The sequence below is a fragment of the Amaricoccus macauensis genome (assembly GCF_049800915.1).
GTDB classification, from domain to species: Bacteria; Pseudomonadota; Alphaproteobacteria; order Rhodobacterales; family Rhodobacteraceae; genus Amaricoccus; species Amaricoccus macauensis_A.
Genome location: NZ_JBNAFY010000002.1, coordinates 370760 through 388802 on the forward strand (window position 1 = coordinate 370760; position 18043 = coordinate 388802).

13 protein-coding genes are annotated in these 18043 nt (G+C 65.1%); 1 reads left to right on the top strand and 12 read right to left on the bottom strand.

Features of this window, described 5'->3' with window-relative positions:
• Positions 1-22: 22 nt before the first annotated feature.
• On the bottom strand, positions 23-2185 hold the full coding sequence (locus ACP15W_RS06015; protein ID WP_424931948.1) for a malate synthase G: 2163 nt from the start codon (positions 2183-2185) through the stop codon (positions 23-25).
• 289 nt (positions 2186-2474) lie between these two features.
• Here ACP15W_RS06015 and ACP15W_RS06020 point away from each other — a divergent pair, with 289 nt between their 5' ends.
• Positions 2475-3485 (top strand): GAF domain-containing protein, encoded by a 1011-nt coding sequence (locus ACP15W_RS06020; RefSeq protein ID WP_424931949.1) that lies wholly within the window; start codon positions 2475-2477, stop codon positions 3483-3485.
• A 309-nt stretch (positions 3486-3794) separates the two neighbouring features.
• On the opposite strand, the gene ACP15W_RS06025 is transcribed toward ACP15W_RS06020, so the two are convergent.
• The 11 genes from ACP15W_RS06025 to ACP15W_RS06075 all read right to left on the bottom strand — a co-directional run bounded on the left by ACP15W_RS06025 (position 3795) and on the right by ACP15W_RS06075 (position 17722).
• Positions 3795-4469 carry an imm11 family protein gene (locus tag ACP15W_RS06025; protein ID WP_424931950.1) on the bottom strand — a complete coding sequence of 225 codons (675 nt, stop codon included), beginning with the start codon at positions 4467-4469 and terminating at the stop codon, positions 3795-3797.
• A 384-nt stretch (positions 4470-4853) separates the two neighbouring features.
• On the bottom strand, positions 4854-6812 hold the full coding sequence (locus tag ACP15W_RS06030) for a tetratricopeptide repeat protein (protein WP_424931951.1): 1959 nt from the start codon (positions 6810-6812) through the stop codon (positions 4854-4856).
• A gap of 33 nt (positions 6813-6845) precedes the next feature.
• Positions 6846-8162, bottom strand: a complete 1317-nt coding sequence (locus tag ACP15W_RS06035) for a hypothetical protein (RefSeq protein ID WP_424931952.1) — start codon at positions 8160-8162, stop codon at positions 6846-6848.
• A complete protein-coding gene (locus ACP15W_RS06040; protein ID WP_424931953.1) occupies positions 8159-9682 on the bottom strand; it encodes a VWA domain-containing protein in 1524 nt (507 codons plus the stop codon). The genes ACP15W_RS06035 and ACP15W_RS06040 overlap by 4 nt, the downstream gene beginning before the upstream one ends.
• Positions 9679-10662 carry a VWA domain-containing protein gene (locus tag ACP15W_RS06045; RefSeq protein ID WP_424931954.1) on the bottom strand — a complete coding sequence of 328 codons (984 nt, stop codon included), beginning with the start codon at positions 10660-10662 and terminating at the stop codon, positions 9679-9681. Before ACP15W_RS06045 ends, ACP15W_RS06040 begins: the two co-directional genes overlap by 4 nt.
• Positions 10659-11141, bottom strand: a complete 483-nt coding sequence (locus ACP15W_RS06050; RefSeq protein ID WP_424931955.1) for a DUF4381 domain-containing protein — start codon at positions 11139-11141, stop codon at positions 10659-10661. The genes ACP15W_RS06045 and ACP15W_RS06050 overlap by 4 nt, the downstream gene beginning before the upstream one ends.
• Positions 11138-12127, bottom strand: a complete 990-nt coding sequence (locus ACP15W_RS06055; RefSeq protein ID WP_424931956.1) for a DUF58 domain-containing protein — start codon at positions 12125-12127, stop codon at positions 11138-11140. Before ACP15W_RS06055 ends, ACP15W_RS06050 begins: the two co-directional genes overlap by 4 nt.
• A 10-nt stretch (positions 12128-12137) precedes the next feature.
• Entirely contained in the window at positions 12138-13127 is a 990-nt protein-coding gene (locus ACP15W_RS06060; RefSeq protein ID WP_424931957.1) for an AAA family ATPase, read from the bottom strand.
• Complete coding sequence (locus tag ACP15W_RS06065; protein ID WP_424931958.1) at positions 13124-14095, bottom strand: HAD family hydrolase; 972 nt, start codon at positions 14093-14095, stop codon at positions 13124-13126. Before ACP15W_RS06065 ends, ACP15W_RS06060 begins: the two co-directional genes overlap by 4 nt.
• Positions 14096-14154: 59 nt before the next feature.
• Positions 14155-15768 (bottom strand): sulfatase-like hydrolase/transferase, encoded by a 1614-nt coding sequence (locus ACP15W_RS06070; RefSeq protein WP_424931959.1) that lies wholly within the window; start codon positions 15766-15768, stop codon positions 14155-14157.
• 370 nt (positions 15769-16138) lie between these two features.
• The gene (locus ACP15W_RS06075; protein ID WP_424931960.1) at positions 16139-17722 is read right to left on the bottom strand and encodes an arylsulfatase; all 1584 of its coding nucleotides are present in this window, start codon (positions 17720-17722) and stop codon (positions 16139-16141) included.
• Between the last annotated feature and the right edge of the window lie 321 nt (positions 17723-18043).

The following is an 18043-nucleotide window of genomic DNA, read 5'->3' on the forward strand; positions in this document are numbered from 1 at the left end:
GCGCGCGCCCCTCGAGACCCGCTCAGGCCGAGCCTTGAGCGGCCTTCGCCTCCTTGCGGCGCATGTGCAGGACCGGCTCGGTATAACCCGAGGGCTGTTCGCGGCCCTTGAAGATCAGGTCCCGTGCCGCCTGGAAGGCCACGGAGCTGTCATAATCCGGAGCCATGGGGCGATAGTTCGGATCGCCAGCGTTCTGGGCATCGACGGCCTTCGCCATGCGCTTGAGGCTGTCCTCGACTTCCGCCTCCGTGACCAGGCCATGAAGAAGCCAGTTGGCAAGATACTGGGACGAGATGCGCAAGGTTGCCCGATCCTCCATGAGCGCGACATCGTTGATGTCGGGCACCTTGGAGCAGCCGACGCCCTGATCGACCCAGCGTACCACATATCCCAGGATCGACTGGCAGTTGTTGTCGAGTTCCTTTGCGACTTCCGCGTCCGAGAGGTTGCGGCCCGCGAGCAGAGGCGGGGTGAGCAAGGTGTCTCGGCTGGCGCGGGTGCGGGATTTCAGCTCGTTCTGGCGGGCTTCGACGTCGATCACGTGATAATGCGTCGCGTGCAGGGTCGCGGCGGTGGGGGACGGGACCCAGGCCGTATCGGCTCCAGCCATGGGGTGTGCGGTCTTGGTCGCCAGCATCTCCGCCATGTTGTCGGGCTTGGCGAACATGCCCTTGCCGATCTGGCCCTTGCCCTGCATGCCGACCGCAAGGCCCACATCGACGTTGCCGTCCTCGTAGACCTTGAGCCAGCCCGCATCCTTCTGTTCGCCCTTGGGGATGAAGGGGCCTGCGACCATCGAGGTGTGGATTTCGTCGCCAGTGCGGTCGAGAAAGCCGGTATTGATGAAGACCAGCCGGTCCTTCACCGCGCGCACGCACTCCATCAGGTTCGCAGACGTGCGCCGTTCCTCGTCCATGACACCGAGCTTCACGGTATTGGTCGGCAGGCCGAGCATGTCCTCGACACGGGCGTAGAGCGTGTCGGCGAAAGCGACCTCGGCGGGCCCGTGCATCTTGGGTTTCACGACGTAGACCGAGCCTGCACGGGAATTGCGGGGCCCGCTGGTCTTGGCCAGGTCATGCAGCGCGCAGGCCACGGTGACCGCGGCATCGAGCATGCCCTCGGGCGTTTCCTCGCCGTCCATCAGCACGGCGTCGGTGGTCATCAGGTGGCCGACGTTGCGCACGAGAAGGAGCGCGCGACCGGGCAGGGTGATCTCGCTGCCATCCGGTGCGGTGAAGGTCTTGTCCGGGTTGAGGCTGCGGGTCAGCGTCTTGCCGCCCTTCTCGAAGGTTTCCGAAAGGTCACCCTTCATCAACCCGAGCCAGTTGGAATAGACCACGACCTTGTCGTCTGCATCGACCGCCGCGACCGAATCCTCGCAATCCTGGATCGCGGTCAGCGCGGATTCGATGAGCACGTCGCAAAGGCCCGAGGGGCTTGCCGCGCCGACGGGATTCGACGGGTCGATTACCAACTCGATATGCAGGCCGTTGTTGGCGAGGAGCCAGGAGGCCTTGTCGCCCGCTTCGCGGTAGCCCGCGAACTGACCCGGATTTGCAAGGGGGACCTGCTTGCCGTCAACGGATGCGTGGAACGCCTCGCCGGTCCGACCGTAGGCGGTGACGCCCGCGTGGCTTGCGCCGTCGAGCGGAACCGCCTTGTCGAGAAACTCGGCGGCCCAAGCCACGGCTTCAGCGCCGCGCTTGGGGTCGAAGCCCTTGCCCTCGGGCGCGCCGGGCAGCGCATCGGTTCCGTAGAGCGCATCATAGAGCGAGCCCCAGCGCGCATTGGCGGCATTGAGCGCGAAACGGGCGTTCATCACCGGAACCACAAGCTGCGGGCCAGCGATGGTGCCGATTTCGGGGTCGACATTCGTGGTGCCGATCGCGAAGGCCGGGCCTTCAGGCACGAGATAGCCGATCTCGGTCAGGAAAGCCGTATAGGCGTCCACATCCCAGGGCGCGCCCTTGCGCGCTTCGAGCCAGGCGTCGATCTTGTGCTGAAGTTCGGTGCGGAATTCGAGCAGGCTTCTGTTCTCGGGTGCTAGGTCCTGCAGAATGGCCGCATAGCCCGACCAGAACGCATCGGGCGAGACGGATGTTCCCTTCAGGACCTTCTCCTCGACCAGATCGGCCAGCTGTTCGGCGACCTGCAGACCGGCGCGCGCGACGTATGTGTTCATTCCCTTCTCCCGCTCGTCATGGGCTCGTCCGGCGCCTGCCGGCTGGCTCCCTCGCGTGGTTGGTAGCCGGTTTCGCGACGGGCTGGAAGGTGGCCGGTCAAAATTCCGGGGAAGAGGCGCTCTGCCCTTCGTCAGTGGCTGGAGGCGCGATGCGATTGCCAAAACGTTGGGCATTCCACGCAGCTTGCCGGCGTGCAGGGCGTTTCTTCCCAGCATTGCGTTGTTTTTCGGAGCGTCTCCGGCATGCTGTCCTGAATGGGACCGGACGAAGCCAGGACAGGGTGAGGCGATGAGCACTTCCGAGATCGAAACGCATGGCGCGGAGGGTGGGCTGGCGGTGTCCGCCGGGCTCATGGGGGCGGGCTCCAAGCCATTCATCCGGGCCACCGAGATCTGGGTTCCCACGAGCGACCGTCGCAGGCTCGAACTCGGCGCAGGGCTCTACCCGGATCTGCCGGGTTTCGAGGCGGCGAGCCGGGGCATCAGTTTCGGGTATGACGAGGGATTGCCGGGCAAGGCCTGGGCCGGGCGCTGCCCGATCGTGCTCAAGAACCTGACAAGCTCCTATTTCATGCGGGGTGAAGCGGCGGAGGCCGCGCGGCTGACCTGCGGTGTGGCCGTGCCGGTTTTCGCAGGCTCCTTCCTGATGGCGGTTCTGGTCCTTTTCTGCGGCGATGACCGCGATCATGTGGGTGCGCTCGAGGTCTGGCATGCGCCGAGCGGATCGAACGAAATGGGGCTCCTCGACGGGTATTTCGGCACGGCGGAGGTGTTCGAATGGAGTGCCCGGCACACGAAGTTTCCCAAGGGCGCGGGGCTGCCGGGGCTCACATGGGAAACCGGGCTGCCGGTGGTGCTCGAGGACCTGGGCCGTTCCAAGCGTTTCCTGCGCTGGGAGAGCGCGGAGCGGGTCGGCATCAATCGCGGCGTGGGCATTCCTTGCGGCACGGGGCCGGACGGAGCCTATGTCCTGACCTTCCTTTCGGCGCTGGGCACGCCCATCGCGCGGCGCTTCGAAAGCTGGGTGCCGAACGCGGAGGGGGATGGATTGATACTCGCCGGAGGGTTCTGCGAGAGCACCGGGGCGCTGGCGCAATGCTATGAGGGTCAGGCGATCGCCCCTGGAATGGGAACGATCGGCCATGCCTGGCGCGCGGGCATCCCGGCGATCTCGACCGAACTTGCCCGCGATGCGCCGCTCGTGGCCGCCTCGATCGCGGGCACGGCACTCAGGACGATGGTGGCGATGCCGGTGATCGAGGCCGGCAAGCCGCGGGCCGTTGCGGCCTGGTATCTCTGAGCCGGCGCGCGGCCGCCACATCGTCAGCGCCATGCCGGCCATCTGGAGATGGGTTTCGGGAAAGTCGAGCCGGCCCTGCATCGAGCCCTGCCAGTCGCCCATGGCATTGCGCATGTCTTCGGCGATCGGGCCGGGCAGGCGGGCAATCGGCGCATCGAGGAGCGCGGACCGTAGCGATGCGCACGTTGCGTGATGGATCGTCGAGGAGGTCCGCCACCGCGCGCACTCTTTCCTGCGGCGCTGCCGGAGAACGACATCGTACGGCCCTACTCGTTACTGGAAATACTGGCTAAATCTGGCCGATTTGCGCTATGAAATGGGGTTGTACACGCTTAGGTGCTCTGGGTGCGCACGCAACCACGCGAGTTGGGCCCCAACCTGCTCCTCCGCGACGTAGGGAACAACCAGTTCCTTGAACGTTCCGCGAGTATTTAGGCCCGTGAGTTTCCGTTTTTTGACTTCCGCCATGAAGTCATCCGAGATCATTATTCCAGGAAGTCGGCTGTAATTCTCACACCAGATGTGCGTGTCGCCCCGGGCGGGCCTGCTGATGAAAAGCTCGTCGCGTTTGCCGGGTGTCTCGTGACATGGCATACCCATCTCGAGCATTATTTCTCTAAGCTTTGATTCCCGCACCAGGAATGTATCGATACGTCTCGTGCAGTTGAAGGTATAGTATTTCCCCGGATACGAAGTGCCGTCCTTGTGAGACAGGGTGAGTTCAAAGAACTGATGTTCGCCTGGTGCGAATTCTTCGACGAGATCCCGGAAACGCTCGCTGACCGCGTTCACCCCCGGCATCGGGAACACATCATGCATCGTTGTGCCTTGCTCTGCGCGCGCAGTCCGCGGAACTATGGCGGGATCAACAGGCTCGCCGAGGCTGAAGCCGAACAACGCCTTTGCTTTGGGCCCCTCTCTGTCGAGATACTCGAACATGGTCTGGCCGCGGAGGCTGAAGCTGTAGTTGACCCAGAACGGCATCTTGTCCCCTCATCACGTGACCGCACAAATCGAAACCTTCGTAGGTCAAATACTACTTACTCGAGCACTTTTGGACTATGTAGCGTCTAGTTCCGGTAGAAAATGCCATTGGCAGGCCGGTGGCCGTGATGTGATGAATTGCATTCATCACCTCGTGCAAATCCGTCGTGCGGGGGCAAGCGACGCGATTTTTGGGCGACATGAACGGTCCGGCGAGCGCCCAATCGCGATTCATCAGATCGCTAGCATGACGCGAGCATTCCCGCCAATTCCGAGGCCGAGCGGCTTCCGTCCAGGGCATTGGCGGTTGCTTTCGGTCTGCAAACCGAGCGGGAATATAATCGATTGCAGGCGATCAACTCTTTTTCGGTTGGGTTCTCATGGCTAGCGCCCCGGCGGCAGCAGGTCCGGGTAGGCCTCGCCCCTGAGTTCGGTGAGGAAGGACGCGAGAGCAAGATCTTCCGGGTTGGCGGCAACAGCTTCCTCGAGGGTGCTGGTGGCTTTTTCCATGTCGCCGCTGGCGGCCGCGATCCGCGCGAGCATGACCCAGGCGTCGACCATCTGCGCATCGAGCGTCACGACCTCGCGAAAGGCGCTTTCGGCCGCGGCAAAATTGCGCATTGTCAACGCCATGCCGGCCATCTGGAGATGGGTTTCGGGAAAGTCGAGCCGGCCCTGCATCGAGCCCTGCCAGTCGCCCATGGCATTGCGCATGTCTTCGGCGATCGGGCCGGGCAGGCGGGCAATCGGCGCATCGAGGAGCGCGCGGGCAGTGGCGATGCGGACATTCCGTGCCGGATCATCGAGAAGATCGACCAGCGAGAGCACCCGCTCCTGCGGTGGCGCGAGGCGCTGGGCGCCGACGGCAGCTGCGCGTATCATCGGGTCCGGGTCCTCGAGAAGCGGTGCGACCGTGGCGACCTGGGCCGCTTCGCCGGATTGCTCGAGAAGCCAGAGCGCGGTGGCTCGGACGATGCCCGGCTCCGCATCATCGAGGGCCAGCTCTGCAAGATCGGGGGCGGCAAGCGACGCGTTCATTCGGCCCGCCGCCAGAACCTGGCCGTAATGCGGGCCGCGATGATCGCTTTCGGGGAACCAGTCCGCGATCTGCCTTGCGGCCCAGTCCGGGCTTTCGCCGTCGTGGCACGTCGTGCAGGCGTCGGGCGCGCCGGTTTCGGCAGCAAGGTCCGGGCGCGGCACCCGGAAGGAGTGATCTGCGCGCCAGTCGTTGCCCATGTAGACGCGTTCGGTCATGTGGCAGCTCTTGCACTGCGCCCCTTCGCTGCCGGGCGCATGGTGGTGGTGTTCGGGCGTGTCGTATTCGGCTTCCCTCAGGGTCGGGAAGGCGGGGTTCGCCGCGGGGCTGTGGCACTGGGTGCAGACGGCGTTGCCCTCGGCACGCAGTTCGGCGGTATGCGGCTCGTGGCAGTTGGTGCAGGTCACGCCCTTGGCATACATCTTCGATTGCAGGAACGAGCCGTAGACATAGACCTCGTCGATGATCTGGCCGTCCGCCTCGTAGAGGCCGGGGCGGAGCTGCGAGAGGTTGTAGCTGTCGTGATAGGGCGTGCCGGGCAGGGGGCTGCTGTCGAGGTAGGCCTCGCGGCGGGAATGGCAGCCGGCACATTGCTGGATGAGGGTTTCGGGGTCCGAGAGGTCGGCCGAGAAGCCGCCAATCGCCGGGTAGGGGCTTTCGGGCGTTTCAGCCCATGCAAGATGGTCCGCGCCGGGACCGTGGCAGGCCTCGCAGCCGACGCCAATCTCGGTTTGCGTCGATGCGTAGCTGCGGGTGGTGATGTCGTAGTTGGCCTCGAAGTCCGTTGCGTGGCAGACGGCGCAGCGGCCGTTCCAGGTCTTGTAGGGGCCTGTCCAGTGGAGCCCGTCGGCAGGTGTGAGGTGTTGATCGGGGTAGAGGTGGAACCATTCCCGCTTCTCGGTGTCCCAGACCACGTCGAAGCTCTGGAGCCGGCCCGGTTCGGTCTGGAGCAGGTATTGTTGCAGCGGTTCGACCCCGACCACCGAATGCACGGCGTAGCTGCGCCGGCTGCCGTCGGCTTCGGTCACCTCGATACTGTAGCTGCCATCGGCCCCGGTGCGGAACCGCGCGGTCATGCCGTCATGGGAGAATGCGGTGTCGTTGAAATCGCCAAGGACGTTTTCGGGGGTGGCGGGTGTCCAGGCGAGGTCGTGGTGGGAGCCTTCCCAGGCTTCGGCCGCCTCGGTGTGGCAGCCGATGCAGGTTTCCGAGCCGACGTAGTCCGGGTGCTGCGCAAGCGCGGGCGCGGCCCAGGCGCCAAGGGCGAGCAGCGGGGCCGCGAGCAGGGCGCGGAGGAGAAGGGGCATGACGGGCTGTCCGTGGCTTGGGGGCTGTGGCGCTCAGGTAGCAGGGTTGAGCGGCGGGAGCGAGGCGGGCCGGGCGCTTTTGACCTTGTTTTGCCGTGCATCGTTCAGCGCGCGTCTTATGGCGGACCATGCGGCGGCTTGATCGGCAGCGCCCTCCCCTCGGTAGCGGGTGGCGCCGAGCGCGAGCAGGGCCGACTGGAGGCTCGGCTCCGCGCGCGGGTCGCGACCGGCGACGCGCATGGCCCAGGTGTCGAGGGATTGGCGAAGCGCCTGATAGTCGCGGTTGTGGACGGCATCCTGCACCATGTGGAAGGCGTGGGCTTCGGAGGCGAGATGGGCTTCGCGGCGGGCCTTCAGCCCTCGATGCAGGAGCGGCGCCATTTTCCAGGCAAGTAGGAGGACGAGGGCGAGCCCCGTGGCTGCTGCGCTCCAGGGCAGGAATTGCCTCGGCGCTGCCGAGGGCGCCGGGGGGCCGCTCACCGAAATGTCGAAGCCCTCGGCGCGGGCGGTTTCGATCCTGCCGCTGTCGATGTTGAACCAGTCCAGCGTGATCTCCGGCACGTGACCGCTTCCGCCGCCTTGCGCGAGGAGGGTGATCCGTTCGCTGCGCGTGCCGCCCGGCACGCCGCGGTCATCGGTTTCGACGATCGCAGGTTCGTCCGGGTAGCTCGCGATGGCGTCGATCTCGATGGCAGGTTGCAGGCGCGGCAGCATTACCGGCGAAACGCCCGAGATCGTCGCGGTCACGCTGCGCGTCACGCTGTCGCCGGGGGCGAGGTTCTCGGGTGTGCCTTCGATGTCCTGCGCAAGCTCGAGCGCGGTTGCGGCGATGAACGGATCGAGCCCGGCCGCGGCGTCCGGGATCGTGCCGGTGAAGGAGATCGGTTCGGTGGTGAGTTCGGCCTGTCGCGGTTCGCCCGTTTCGGGGTCGGACCAGGTGATAGCTACAGCCTGTGCGGGGATCTCAAAGGTCCCGCCGACCATGGGCGCGATCGTGTAGCGCCGGGTCACGCCCGACCAGGTCTCGTTGCCGATGCGTTCGCTCGTCGGGCCGGCGCTGCCGACTCGCACCATGACGTTCGGCATCTGGAAGTCCGGCCAGACAGGAGGTTTCGGCATGAAGCTCGGAACCAGAACCGTGAGCCGGAGCGTGAGTGGCTGGCCCGGCACGGCCTCGGTTTCGTCGAAGGTCTGGCGCAGCACGGGTTCGGTCGGGGCGGAGGCCGCAGCAGCCTCCCGTTCGGCTGCTTCCGCCTGCATCTCGCGGTTCGTTCGAAAGGGCAGGTCCTGCGCCCCGGCCGGAAGCGAAAGCGCGGTGGAAAGGGTAAAGAGAAGGAGAGCCCGTTTCATTCGCCCCTCTCCTGCGCCGCCTCGAGGGCAAACCGCTGGCGCAGGAAGTCGCCTGTCTGGGTCTCAACGCTCATCATCCACTGATCCGCTGTCAGCGGTGTGCCGTCCCCCTGCTGGGGCACCTCCATCCGGGTTTCCTCGCCACGGTTTTCCTCGTTGTCGAAGCGGACATCGTCGGCACCCATGTCCTCCTGCTCACCAATATCGGACTGTTCCTGCACCCGCTCGACATAGGCCACGATCTGGCGCGCGACTGCGAGGTTTTCCGCCGCACCGGGATAGTCCGGGTCGCGCTCCACGGCCGTTTCGAAGGCCCGCACGCCATCCCTGTAGCCACGGTTGCGGATCTGGGCGAGCCCCTGGATGAAGGCGGCCTGCGCTGTGTCCACCCGGTCCAGAACCTCGATTGCAGGCCCATACTGCCCGTCGCGGTAGAGCGCATAACCGCGCCAGAGCGGATCGGCAAAGAGCTCCGCCGCCCGGCTGAAATCCTTGTTGCGGAAGGCGATCTGGCCTTGCTGGTCGGGGGTTAGGAACCAGTCCGCGATGCCGTCGGCCCGCGCGGGGGCGGGGGGCATCGCGAGAGTTCCGGCCAGCAGGATGGCAGCCCAGCGCATGGTCCAGCCACGTCGGAACCACAGGAGCAGCAGGAGGGCCGCGGGCCAGGCGAGCCATGCACCGCGATCCTCCCAGGGTTGGTCTGCGTCTTCCAGCAGGGCCTGGCGGTAGGCGGCATTCAACAGCCGGTCGAGCCGGCGCACGTCGCCATCATCCGGCGTCACGCGCAGAACCTGTGCCGAAAGCGCGTCGAGCCTGCGATCATTCGTGCCGTCGGGCAGCATGGCCAGGACCGAAAGCGGCCGCTCGGCGCCGTTGAGCGCCTCCGCGTCCGCCGGATCCAAAGCATCGGTGACGAAGAGGATCGCGCCCGGTGCGTCTTCGGCCGAGAGGAGCGATTGCGCCAAACTCAGCGCCCGGCCCGCCTGTGCGCCTTCGCGCGGCATCACGTCGGGCGAAAGCCCTTCGAGATAGGGCACGATGATGGAGGGGTCCTGGGCCATGGGCACGACCACATGCGCGCTGCCGGAATAGGCCACGAGCGCGGTGCGCGCATTGCCCCGGAGATCGAGAAAATCCCGGATCTTCTGTTTCGCGCGTTCGAGCCGCGAAGGTGCGATGTCCGTTTCCTCCATCGACGGGGTGACCTCGAGCGCCACGACGACCGGGGCGGCCTGCGACACCAGCGGGTCGGGCACCCGCGACCATGTGGGGCCAGCCGCGCCCAGCGTCGCGCAGGTCAATGCCAGTGCCACGCCGTCGACCGGACGGATGCGTCGCCTTCGCTCCGCCCCAACGGTAAGGGCCGCGCGCAGGTGCGGGGCGATGCCGTCCTCTGGCGGTGCGCGCCTTGCTCGGGAGCGGCGCACCAACACCCAGAGCAGGGCGATCACTGGCAGGAGAAGCAGCCAGAGCGGTCGCAGGAAATGGAACGCTTCCAGCGCTATGGCGAGCTCGCTCATGCCGTGGTCCTTCGTCGCGAGCCGAGCTGGAGCACCCCGAGTGTCGCGGTTCCCAGAAGGGCGGCCATGGCAAGCGGTATCCAGGCCAGCGGCTGGCGAGGGCGATAGGAGGTGGTTTCGACCTTGTGCGGCGCAAGCTCGTCGATCCGGGAATAAACCTGGTCGAGCGCGGCCGCGTCGGAGGCAAAGAAATAGGCCCCGCCGGTGCGGCCGGCAATCTGCTGAAGGGCGGCAATATCGACCCGGTTCTCGCCGGTTGCGTCGGGATCTCCGACGCCGATCGTGTAGATCTCCACTCCCTTGCTGGCCGCGATCTCGGCGGCATTCACGGGGTCCATGCGGCTCGACGTGTCGCTGCCATCCGAAAGGAGGATGAGCAGGCGTTCCTCGATCTCGCTGTTCTCGAAGGTGCGGATCGCAAGCCCGATGGCATCGCCGAGCGCGGTGTGGGGGCCGGCCATGCCGACTTCCGTCGTGTCGAGCAAGGTGAGGATCGTGCCGAGATCTTCGGTGAGGGGCGTCTGCAGGTAGGCCTTGGACCCGAAGACGATCAGCGCCATCCGGTCGCCGTCGCGCCCGGAGACGAAGCCCTTCACCACCTCGCGCACCGCCGCAAGCCGCTGCATCCGTGTGCCGTCCGCGCTCTCGAAGTCGCGGGTATCCATCGAGCCGGAGATGTCGATGGCGAGCACCACATCCCGCGCGGCGCGTGTCACCTCGACCGGCGCGCCGAGGCGTTCCGGGCGGGCGAGCGCAAGGATCACGAGGCACCAGCAGGCGATCGCGGCGATCATCTGGAGCCGCGAGCGGTTGAGCACCACGGCCCCCGCGCGGGTGTCCGCACCGGCGGCATCCGCAACGCGCCGGAAGAAGGGAAAGCGCAGGGCCGGCACCCTTTCGCGATGAGGAGGTGCGAGCCGCCAGATCAGGATCGGCAGGGGCAGGGCCAGCAGCGCCCAGGCAAAACCGAGCGTGATCATTCCGCGACCCCCGCCTTGTGTTGGCGAACCCATGCCTCCGCGATCTGGCGCAGGCCCGGGGTCGTGGCGGTTTCCCGGTCGTAGGGGCCACGGGTCAGGGCACGGGCGGCAGCATCGGGGATCGCCTCCCGCCCCGTGCGGCCGAGAAAGGCAAGCCAGGCCTCCCCGGTCAGGCTCGCGACGTTTTCCCGTGGCCAGGCCGCCAGCGCCGCGCGGCGGAGGATGGTGGCAATGGCTTTCGGATCATCCCCCGCGGCAGCGAGTTCCCGGAGGGCGGCACGACGGTAGGCGTTTCGGTGCCAGCGCTGCCAACCGCGCCAGGCGGCCCAGAGGGCGGCCACGAGCAGGAGGGCTGCCAGAACCGCCCAGCCCCAGGTTTGCGGCATCATCGAGACGGGCGGGGGTTCGGGCGGTTGCTGCAACTGCTCGATCAGCGAGATCAGATCGGTACCGGCCTGGGCGTTCTTCTCGCCGTTCATGACCGGGCTCGTCCGGGACCGAGCCCCATCAGCCGGCGGATCTGGGGCAGGGTTTCCTCGCCGGCCGACAAGGGCAGTACCGGCACGCCGAAGCGGCGCTGCCAGTCGAGGACCTCCGCGACCCGCCCACGGACCATGTCGCTCAGGGCGCGGTGTCGCGTTCTGTCTTCGGTGTCAATCTCGGCCTGGAGCACGCCGTCCGAGACGATGAGGCGCAAGCCCTCCGGCAAATCATGGGCAAACGGGTCGGTGACGAGGCCGAGCACGAGGTCGTTGCGGCGCGAAAGGCCGGAAACGAGCCGTTCGGTCTCCGCGTCGATCACATCGAAATCGCTCAAAACGATGATGAGGTGGTCGCGCCGGGCAATGCGCGACACCGAGCGCAGGACGGAGGTGAGGGAGACGGGGGTCACATTGGGCGCATCGGCGCGGAGCAGGGAATTGGCATCCGACAGGGCCGCGAGAAATCGGTCGAGCGCCATGCGGCTGCGCTGGGGCCGGATCTCGGCGATGTGCCGGTCACCGAAGACGATCCCGCCCACACGGTCGCCTTGGTCGAGGATGCGGAAGGCGGCGAGCGCGGCGGCTTCGGCGGCCGTGACCGATTTCATGTTCCGTTCGGAGCCGAAGAACATCGACATGCGCTGATCGACGACGATGAGGGCCGGGCGGTCGCGCTCTTCCGTCATCACCCGCACATGGGGTCGGCCCGTGCGCGCGGTGACCTTCCAGTCGATGGAGCGGATATCGTCGCCGGGGAGGTAGTCGCGCAGTTCCTCGAAGTTGAGACCGCGGCCGCGCAGGCGGGAGGCGTGGCGCCCGTTCAGCACCGAACGGGCGGGCTGGCGCGGCAGGAAGGTGAGGCTGCGCGCGCGGGCCTCGAGGCTGCGCAGATGGGCGAGATCCACGCTGATGCGCGGGTCCGTCGCCACTTGAGGGGCGGCGGATACGGTGCCTGTCCTGATGCGTGCTGCGCGGTCGCGCATGTCATCTCCCTCAGGGCAGCGCCACCTGGCGGATGAGCTCCTCGACCACCGCATCCGCGGACACGCCCTCGCCCTGGGCCTCGTAGGTGAGCCCGAGCCTGTGGCGCAGTACCTCGGGTGCGATGGCTCGGACGTCCTCGGGATCAACGTAATCCCGGCCCGCGAGCCAGGCATGGACGCGCCCGCACTTGTCGAGCGCAATCGAGGCGCGCGGGGAAGCGCCGATCTCGATCCAGCGCTTGAGATCGTCTCCGAACTCGTCCGGGTGGCGGGTGGCATTGACCAGATCCGCCATGTAGCGGTCCATCGCATCGGAGACATGAATGCCGCCGATTTCTTCCCGCGCGGCAAAGACGGCATCCTGCGGGATCGGGGCGAGCGTCTGGACCGGTGGACGATCGGCCACGACAGTGCTCGACGCGATCTCCTCGCCCCGCACCAGCCGGATCACCTCGACCTCATCCTCCACGGGCGGGTAGGTGATGAGCACATGCATGAGGAAGCGGTCCATCTGCGCCTCGGGAAGCGGGTAGGTTCCCTCCTGCTCCACGGGGTTCTGCGTGGCCATGACCATGAAGAGCGGCGGCATGGCATGGGTCTTGCCCGAAACCGTGACCTGTCGCTCCTCCATGGCTTCCAGCAGGGCGGCCTGCACCTTGGCGGGGGCGCGGTTGATCTCGTCGGCAAGCACGATGTTGGCGAAGATCGGTCCCGGCTCGAAGCGGAACTCGCCGCGTCCGCCCGTCTGGTAGTAGACCTCCGTGCCGGTGACATCCGAGGGAAGCAGGTCAGGGGTGAACTGGATGCGGCTGAAATCGCATTCCATGTTCTTCGCGAGTGCCTTGATCGCGCGGGTCTTCGCGAGGCCCGGCAGGCCCTCCACCAGCAGGTTGCCATTGGCAAGCAGGCCTATGAGGAGCCGCTCGACCACGTCCCGCTGGCCGATGATCGCCTCGCCCATCCGGTTCCGCAGCGCATCTATCTGATCCCGCGGTGTCATTCGGTGCCGGGCCAGACACGGGCCCAGTCCTCTGCCATGTCGACGATCAGCCAGCCGCGCTCGGGGCCTTCGTCGAGACCGCGGTTCAGCACGCCGATATGGCCTTCCCGGTCATAGGCGAATTCGCGTTCCGCGTCGGTGTGGTGGACAAGCAGGCCGAAGCTCGGGCCCTCCTGGCTCGTCGTCCATTCGAGCATGGCGAAGTCGCCGTCGGAGTTGCCACCCGCAAGGATCGGGCGTTTGCCGATATGGCGCATGATGCCCACCGGCTTGCCCTCCTTGTCATCGACGAAGCTGATGCCGCCATTCTTGGTCAGCACCGGCTCGCCTTCGACGAGTTCGTAGGTCGTGTTGCCCTCGCTGCCCACGACCTGGTGGGGCGGAATGTTGTAGGCCTCCCCGGCAATGGCGCGGATGAAATCCACGCCGCCGCCCGAAACGATGTAGGTCTGGAAATCCTCGTCTCGCAGGTAGCGCAGGAGTTCCAGCATCGGCTGATAGACCAGTTCGGCATAGACCACGTCCTTGCCGGGATGGGCCTGGGAGGTCAGCCATTCATGGGCGCTGGCCTTGAAGTCCTCCACGGTGATGCCGCTGTGCGACACATTCACGACCTCGATGAGCCCATCCAAGCCGTTTGCCAGCATGCCGTCCATATCACCTTCGGCTGCCGCCTTGAGCACATCCGAACTCAGGATCGAGGGGTCGGCTTCGGCCTTCTCGCGCAGGATATCGAGCGCGTAGAGCAGCTGGAAATAAGCCGGCTGTTCGGCCCAGAGGGTCCCGTCATTGTCGAAGACGGCGATCCTGTCTGCCACGGGGACGAAATCGTCGGATGCCGGATCCGTCACCGACTCGACGAAATCCAGGATGGCAGCTTTCGTGTCTCCCGCGATCCAGGAGGGCAGGGGGTCGGCATGAAGCGGGGCTGCAACGAGCAGGGCCGCGGCGATCAGGGGGGCACGCATCGGATCGTCCTTATGAGTGTGAAGCGGGGAAGCGCCAAAGACGGCACTTCCCGGTCGAATTACTGCCGGGACCTCGGCATGAACTCTTCCACATTCTGGAGCCGTTCCAGATACTGCTGGTTCTGCAGGGTCTGGTAGCCAAGGTTGGCCGCGGTGAGAGAGCCGCCCATCTCGTAGGGGTAATCCGGAATGGTGGAGAAGAATTCCTTCACGTAGTTCTGCACCGGCACGAAGGTCCACATGTTGTCGGCATACCAGCGGCGATACATCTCGGAGTCCTCCCAGGCGCGCTCATAGGGATCGGCCTTGAGGTTGATGACAACCGGCCAGCCCGGAACTTCGCGGACGGCATCGGTGATGTTGCCTTCGAGGATAGCGAAATGGATCTTCCAGTTCTGCACGCGAACGGCGTTCAGGTTGCCACCCTGATCGAAATACATGATCTCGCTACGCGGGCTCTGGTCGGTCTCGCCGGCGAGATACGGCATCTGGTTGTAGCCGTCGAGATGGACGCGGAACTCCTTCCCGTTGAGCGTTGCGCCATCCTCGTCCGCGAGGTCGTCGACGATATCGTCGTCGCCCACGGCAGCCGCGAATGTGGGGAACCAATCCTCATGACTGAAGATGCCGTTGATCTTGCGGCCCGGCTCGATCACATCCGGCCATTTCACGATCATCGGAATGCGGAAGCCGCCCTCCCACGTCGTTCCCTTCTCGCCCAGGAACGGCGTGATGCCGCCATCGGGCCAGGTCACGGTCTCGGCGCCGTTGTCGGTGGAATACATGACGATGGTGTTGTCCTCGATGCCGAGCTCATCGAGCTTGTCGAGGAGCTGGCCGACCTGACCGTCATGCTCGACCATTCCGTCGGGATAGAGGCCGATGCCCGTCACGCCGTCGGATTCCGGCTTGAGGTGGGTCCAGACATGCATTCGGGTGGCGTTGTACCAGATGAAGAAGGGCTGATCCTGCTCGACCGAACGATCCATGAAGTCTAGCGCCGCGGCCATGAATTCCTCGTCCACGGTCTGCATCCGCTCGCGAGTCAGCGGGCCGGTGTCCTCTATCTGTCCGTCGGCCGATGCCTTGATCACGCCACGGGGCCCATACTGCTCGCGGAAGGCCGGGTCCTTCGGGTAGTAGTAGGTTTCGGGCTCTTCCTCGGCGTTGAGGTGATAGAGGTTGCCGAAAAACTCGTCGAACCCGTGATTGGTCGGCAGGTGCTTGTCCTGGTCGCCGAGGTGGTTCTTGCCGAACTGGCCGGTGGCATAGCCGTGGTCCTTCAGCATGTCGGCGATCGTGGGGGCCCAGTCGGGAATGCCCTGGTCGTCGCCGGGCATGCCGATGGTCAGAAGCCCGGTGCGGAACGGGTGTTGGCCGAGGATGAAGGAGGCGCGGCCCGCGGTGCAGCTCTGCTGCGCGTAGCTGTCGGTGAAGAGCGCGCCCTCGGCAGCCAGGCTGTCGATATTGGGCGTCTGATAGCCCATGATGCCATGGTTGTAGGCGCTGATGTTGTGAACGCCAATGTCGTCGCCCCAGATGACGAGGATGTTCGGCTTGTCGCTGCCGCCCTCTTCATTTCCGGAAATGTCCTGTGCGGCGGTGATGCCGGATGCCGCAAAAAGCGCGAGTGCGCTCGTGGCCACACGACGCCCGATCAGACCGAAACTCATAGGTGTTCCCCCCTGCGACACGCCGGTCGCTCATCTAGAAATACAAGGCCCATTGATCCCCGTCATATCGGGGCAGGCCTGCGATCAACCCCTAGATCCGAGTGGCGCCAACGAATTTTCTGGCGAGGAAGCGGGGCGATTCATGCTTAACATTACGCAGAACCAGGTCGCAAAAGTTATTTTATACTAGTCTGATCACTTTTTCTGGTTGTATCGCAATTGATGAATGCAATCCCTGATGATTGCGCATTCGAAGCGACAGGAAAACGGGAACGGAGGTGATTTCCTCACGATCCGGGGTGGGCCTGGAGCGAAGCCGGTTCGGACGAGCTGCCGAATCCGGGGTGTCGCTCCAGACCCTTGCTGTAGCTTAGCGAGCCATGCCGCTGAGCTGACTTTCGAGCTGTGCCTGGATCTGGTCGACCGAGAAGCTCGCGGCGCGCTGGGACGGCGGATATTCCTCGAAGGTCGAGAAGAATTTCGACACCTCGACCTGGGCCGGGGTCAGCAGGAACACGTGGTCTATCAGCCAGTCATAGTAGGTGTTCGAGGTCCGGTCCGCCCGCTCATAGGGGTCGGCGCGGAGATCGAACAGCTTGGGGACCCGCAGCGGCGTGAAGGGTTCGGCCCAGATCTCCAGGGTGCCCGTGGCGCGCTGCTCCTGGAAAACGACCTTCCAGTTCTCGTAGCGCAGCCCGACAATGGCGCCATCGTCGTTGAAGTAGAAGAACTCCTTGCGGGCCGTCTCGTCACTTTCGCCGGTGAGGTAGGGCAGCTGGTTGTAGCCGTCGAGATGGACCTTGTATTCGCTTCCGTCGATGGTCGTGCCCTCGAGGAGGCGATCCTTGATGTCCGTGTCGCCGGCGGCCGCAAGCAGGGTCGGGAACCAGTCAAGGCCCGAGATCATGCCGGTCTTGACGGTGCCGGGCTCGAACTGGCCGGGCCAGCGGATCATGGCAGGCACGCGGAAGGCGCCTTCCCAGTTGGTGTTCTTCTCGCTGCGGAACGGGGTCGTCGCCGCATCGGGCCAGGAGTTCTGGTGCGGGCCGTTGTCGGTCGCGTACATCACGATGGTATTGTCCGCGATGCCCATCTCGTCGACCGCATCGAGGATCTGGCCGACAATCGCGTCATGCTCGATCATGCCATCGGCATACTCGGTGAGTGCCGTGAGGCCGGGCTCGGAGCGATTCTCTTCCTTCACATGGGTGCGGAAGTGCATCCGGGTGGTGTTCATCCAGACGAAGAACGGTTTGTCCTGCTCGACCTGACGCTGCATGAAGTCGATGGCCGCGGCGGAGGTCTCCTCGTCGACGGTTTCCATACGCTTCTTGGTGAGCGGGCCGGTATCCTCGATCTCGCCATCGGCCGAGGCCCGGATGACGCCGCGCGGTCCGAACTGCTCGCGGAAGGCCGGATCCTGCGGGTAGTTGAAGTTCTCGGGCTCTTCCTCGGCGTTGAGGTGGTAGAGGTTCCCGAAGAACTCGTCGAAGCCGTGGTTCGTCGGGAGGAACTCGTCCTTGTCGCCCAGGTGGTTCTTGCCGAACTGGCCCGTGGCATAGCCGAGGTCCTTCAGCGCCGAGGCGAGGGTCACGTCATCGGCCTGGAGGCCGACATCCGCGCCCGGAAGGCCGACCTTCGACAGGCCGGTCCGCAGCGTCGACTGGCCGGTGATGAAGGTCGACCGGCCGGCCGTGCAGCTCTGCTCGGCGTAGTAGTCGGTGAACTTGATGCCTTCCTGGGCAATCCGGTCGATGTTCGGGGTCTCGTAGCCCATCAGGCCGAAGCTGTAGGCAGAGATGTTTGTCTGCCCGATGTCATCGCCCCAGATCACGAGGATGTTGGGCTTGTCGCTTCCGGTATCCGAAGAATCCTGCGCAAAGGCATATCCGGAAGCTGCGGCGAGGGTGAATGCGCCAAGACAGACCCCCCTGCCTAAAGTCGTCAAATTCATGGATCGGCTCCCCTGTTTCGGCCAAGTGGCCGATGATCCAAGGCCCGCAACGACCCCTACCGGGTCAGTGAGGCACAATCATGCCGGGCGATCCGTGGCTATAAATCAAGGAAATTGCGTCGAATCGTGGCAAACGTTGAGTAACATGACGCAAACGTGGTCGCAAAAGTTATTTTATTTCAGTATGTTCAACTTTGGGGTTGAAAACCGTCAAAATACTCTACGGGGGTATTTCAACCTTTGGAAGATCCCATCTCGAAAAATCATGACTCATGCGACCGCCCGGCGCGAGGCCGGAGCGGTCAGTCTGCCCGGACCGGG

What these genes read in the sequence shown, in the direction of transcription:
- ACP15W_RS06015 (WP_424931948.1), bottom strand. Translation starts at nt 2,185, where the DNA reads ATGAACACATACGTCGCGCGCGCCGGTCTGCAGGTCGCCGAACAGCTG.
- ACP15W_RS06020 (WP_424931949.1), top strand. Translation starts at nt 2,475, where the DNA reads ATGAGCACTTCCGAGATCGAAACGCATGGCGCGGAGGGTGGGCTGGCG.
- ACP15W_RS06025 (WP_424931950.1), bottom strand. Translation starts at nt 4,469, where the DNA reads ATGCCGTTCTGGGTCAACTACAGCTTCAGCCTCCGCGGCCAGACCATG.
- ACP15W_RS06030 (WP_424931951.1), bottom strand. Translation starts at nt 6,812, where the DNA reads ATGCCCCTTCTCCTCCGCGCCCTGCTCGCGGCCCCGCTGCTCGCCCTT.
- ACP15W_RS06035 (WP_424931952.1), bottom strand. Translation starts at nt 8,162, where the DNA reads ATGAAACGGGCTCTCCTTCTCTTTACCCTTTCCACCGCGCTTTCGCTT.
- ACP15W_RS06040 (WP_424931953.1), bottom strand. Translation starts at nt 9,682, where the DNA reads ATGAGCGAGCTCGCCATAGCGCTGGAAGCGTTCCATTTCCTGCGACCG.
- ACP15W_RS06045 (WP_424931954.1), bottom strand. Translation starts at nt 10,662, where the DNA reads ATGATCACGCTCGGTTTTGCCTGGGCGCTGCTGGCCCTGCCCCTGCCG.
- ACP15W_RS06050 (WP_424931955.1), bottom strand. Translation starts at nt 11,141, where the DNA reads ATGAACGGCGAGAAGAACGCCCAGGCCGGTACCGATCTGATCTCGCTG.
- ACP15W_RS06055 (WP_424931956.1), bottom strand. Translation starts at nt 12,127, where the DNA reads ATGCGCGACCGCGCAGCACGCATCAGGACAGGCACCGTATCCGCCGCC.
- ACP15W_RS06060 (WP_424931957.1), bottom strand. Translation starts at nt 13,127, where the DNA reads ATGACACCGCGGGATCAGATAGATGCGCTGCGGAACCGGATGGGCGAG.
- ACP15W_RS06065 (WP_424931958.1), bottom strand. Translation starts at nt 14,095, where the DNA reads ATGCGTGCCCCCCTGATCGCCGCGGCCCTGCTCGTTGCAGCCCCGCTT.
- ACP15W_RS06070 (WP_424931959.1), bottom strand. Translation starts at nt 15,768, where the DNA reads ATGAGTTTCGGTCTGATCGGGCGTCGTGTGGCCACGAGCGCACTCGCG.
- ACP15W_RS06075 (WP_424931960.1), bottom strand. Translation starts at nt 17,722, where the DNA reads ATGAATTTGACGACTTTAGGCAGGGGGGTCTGTCTTGGCGCATTCACC.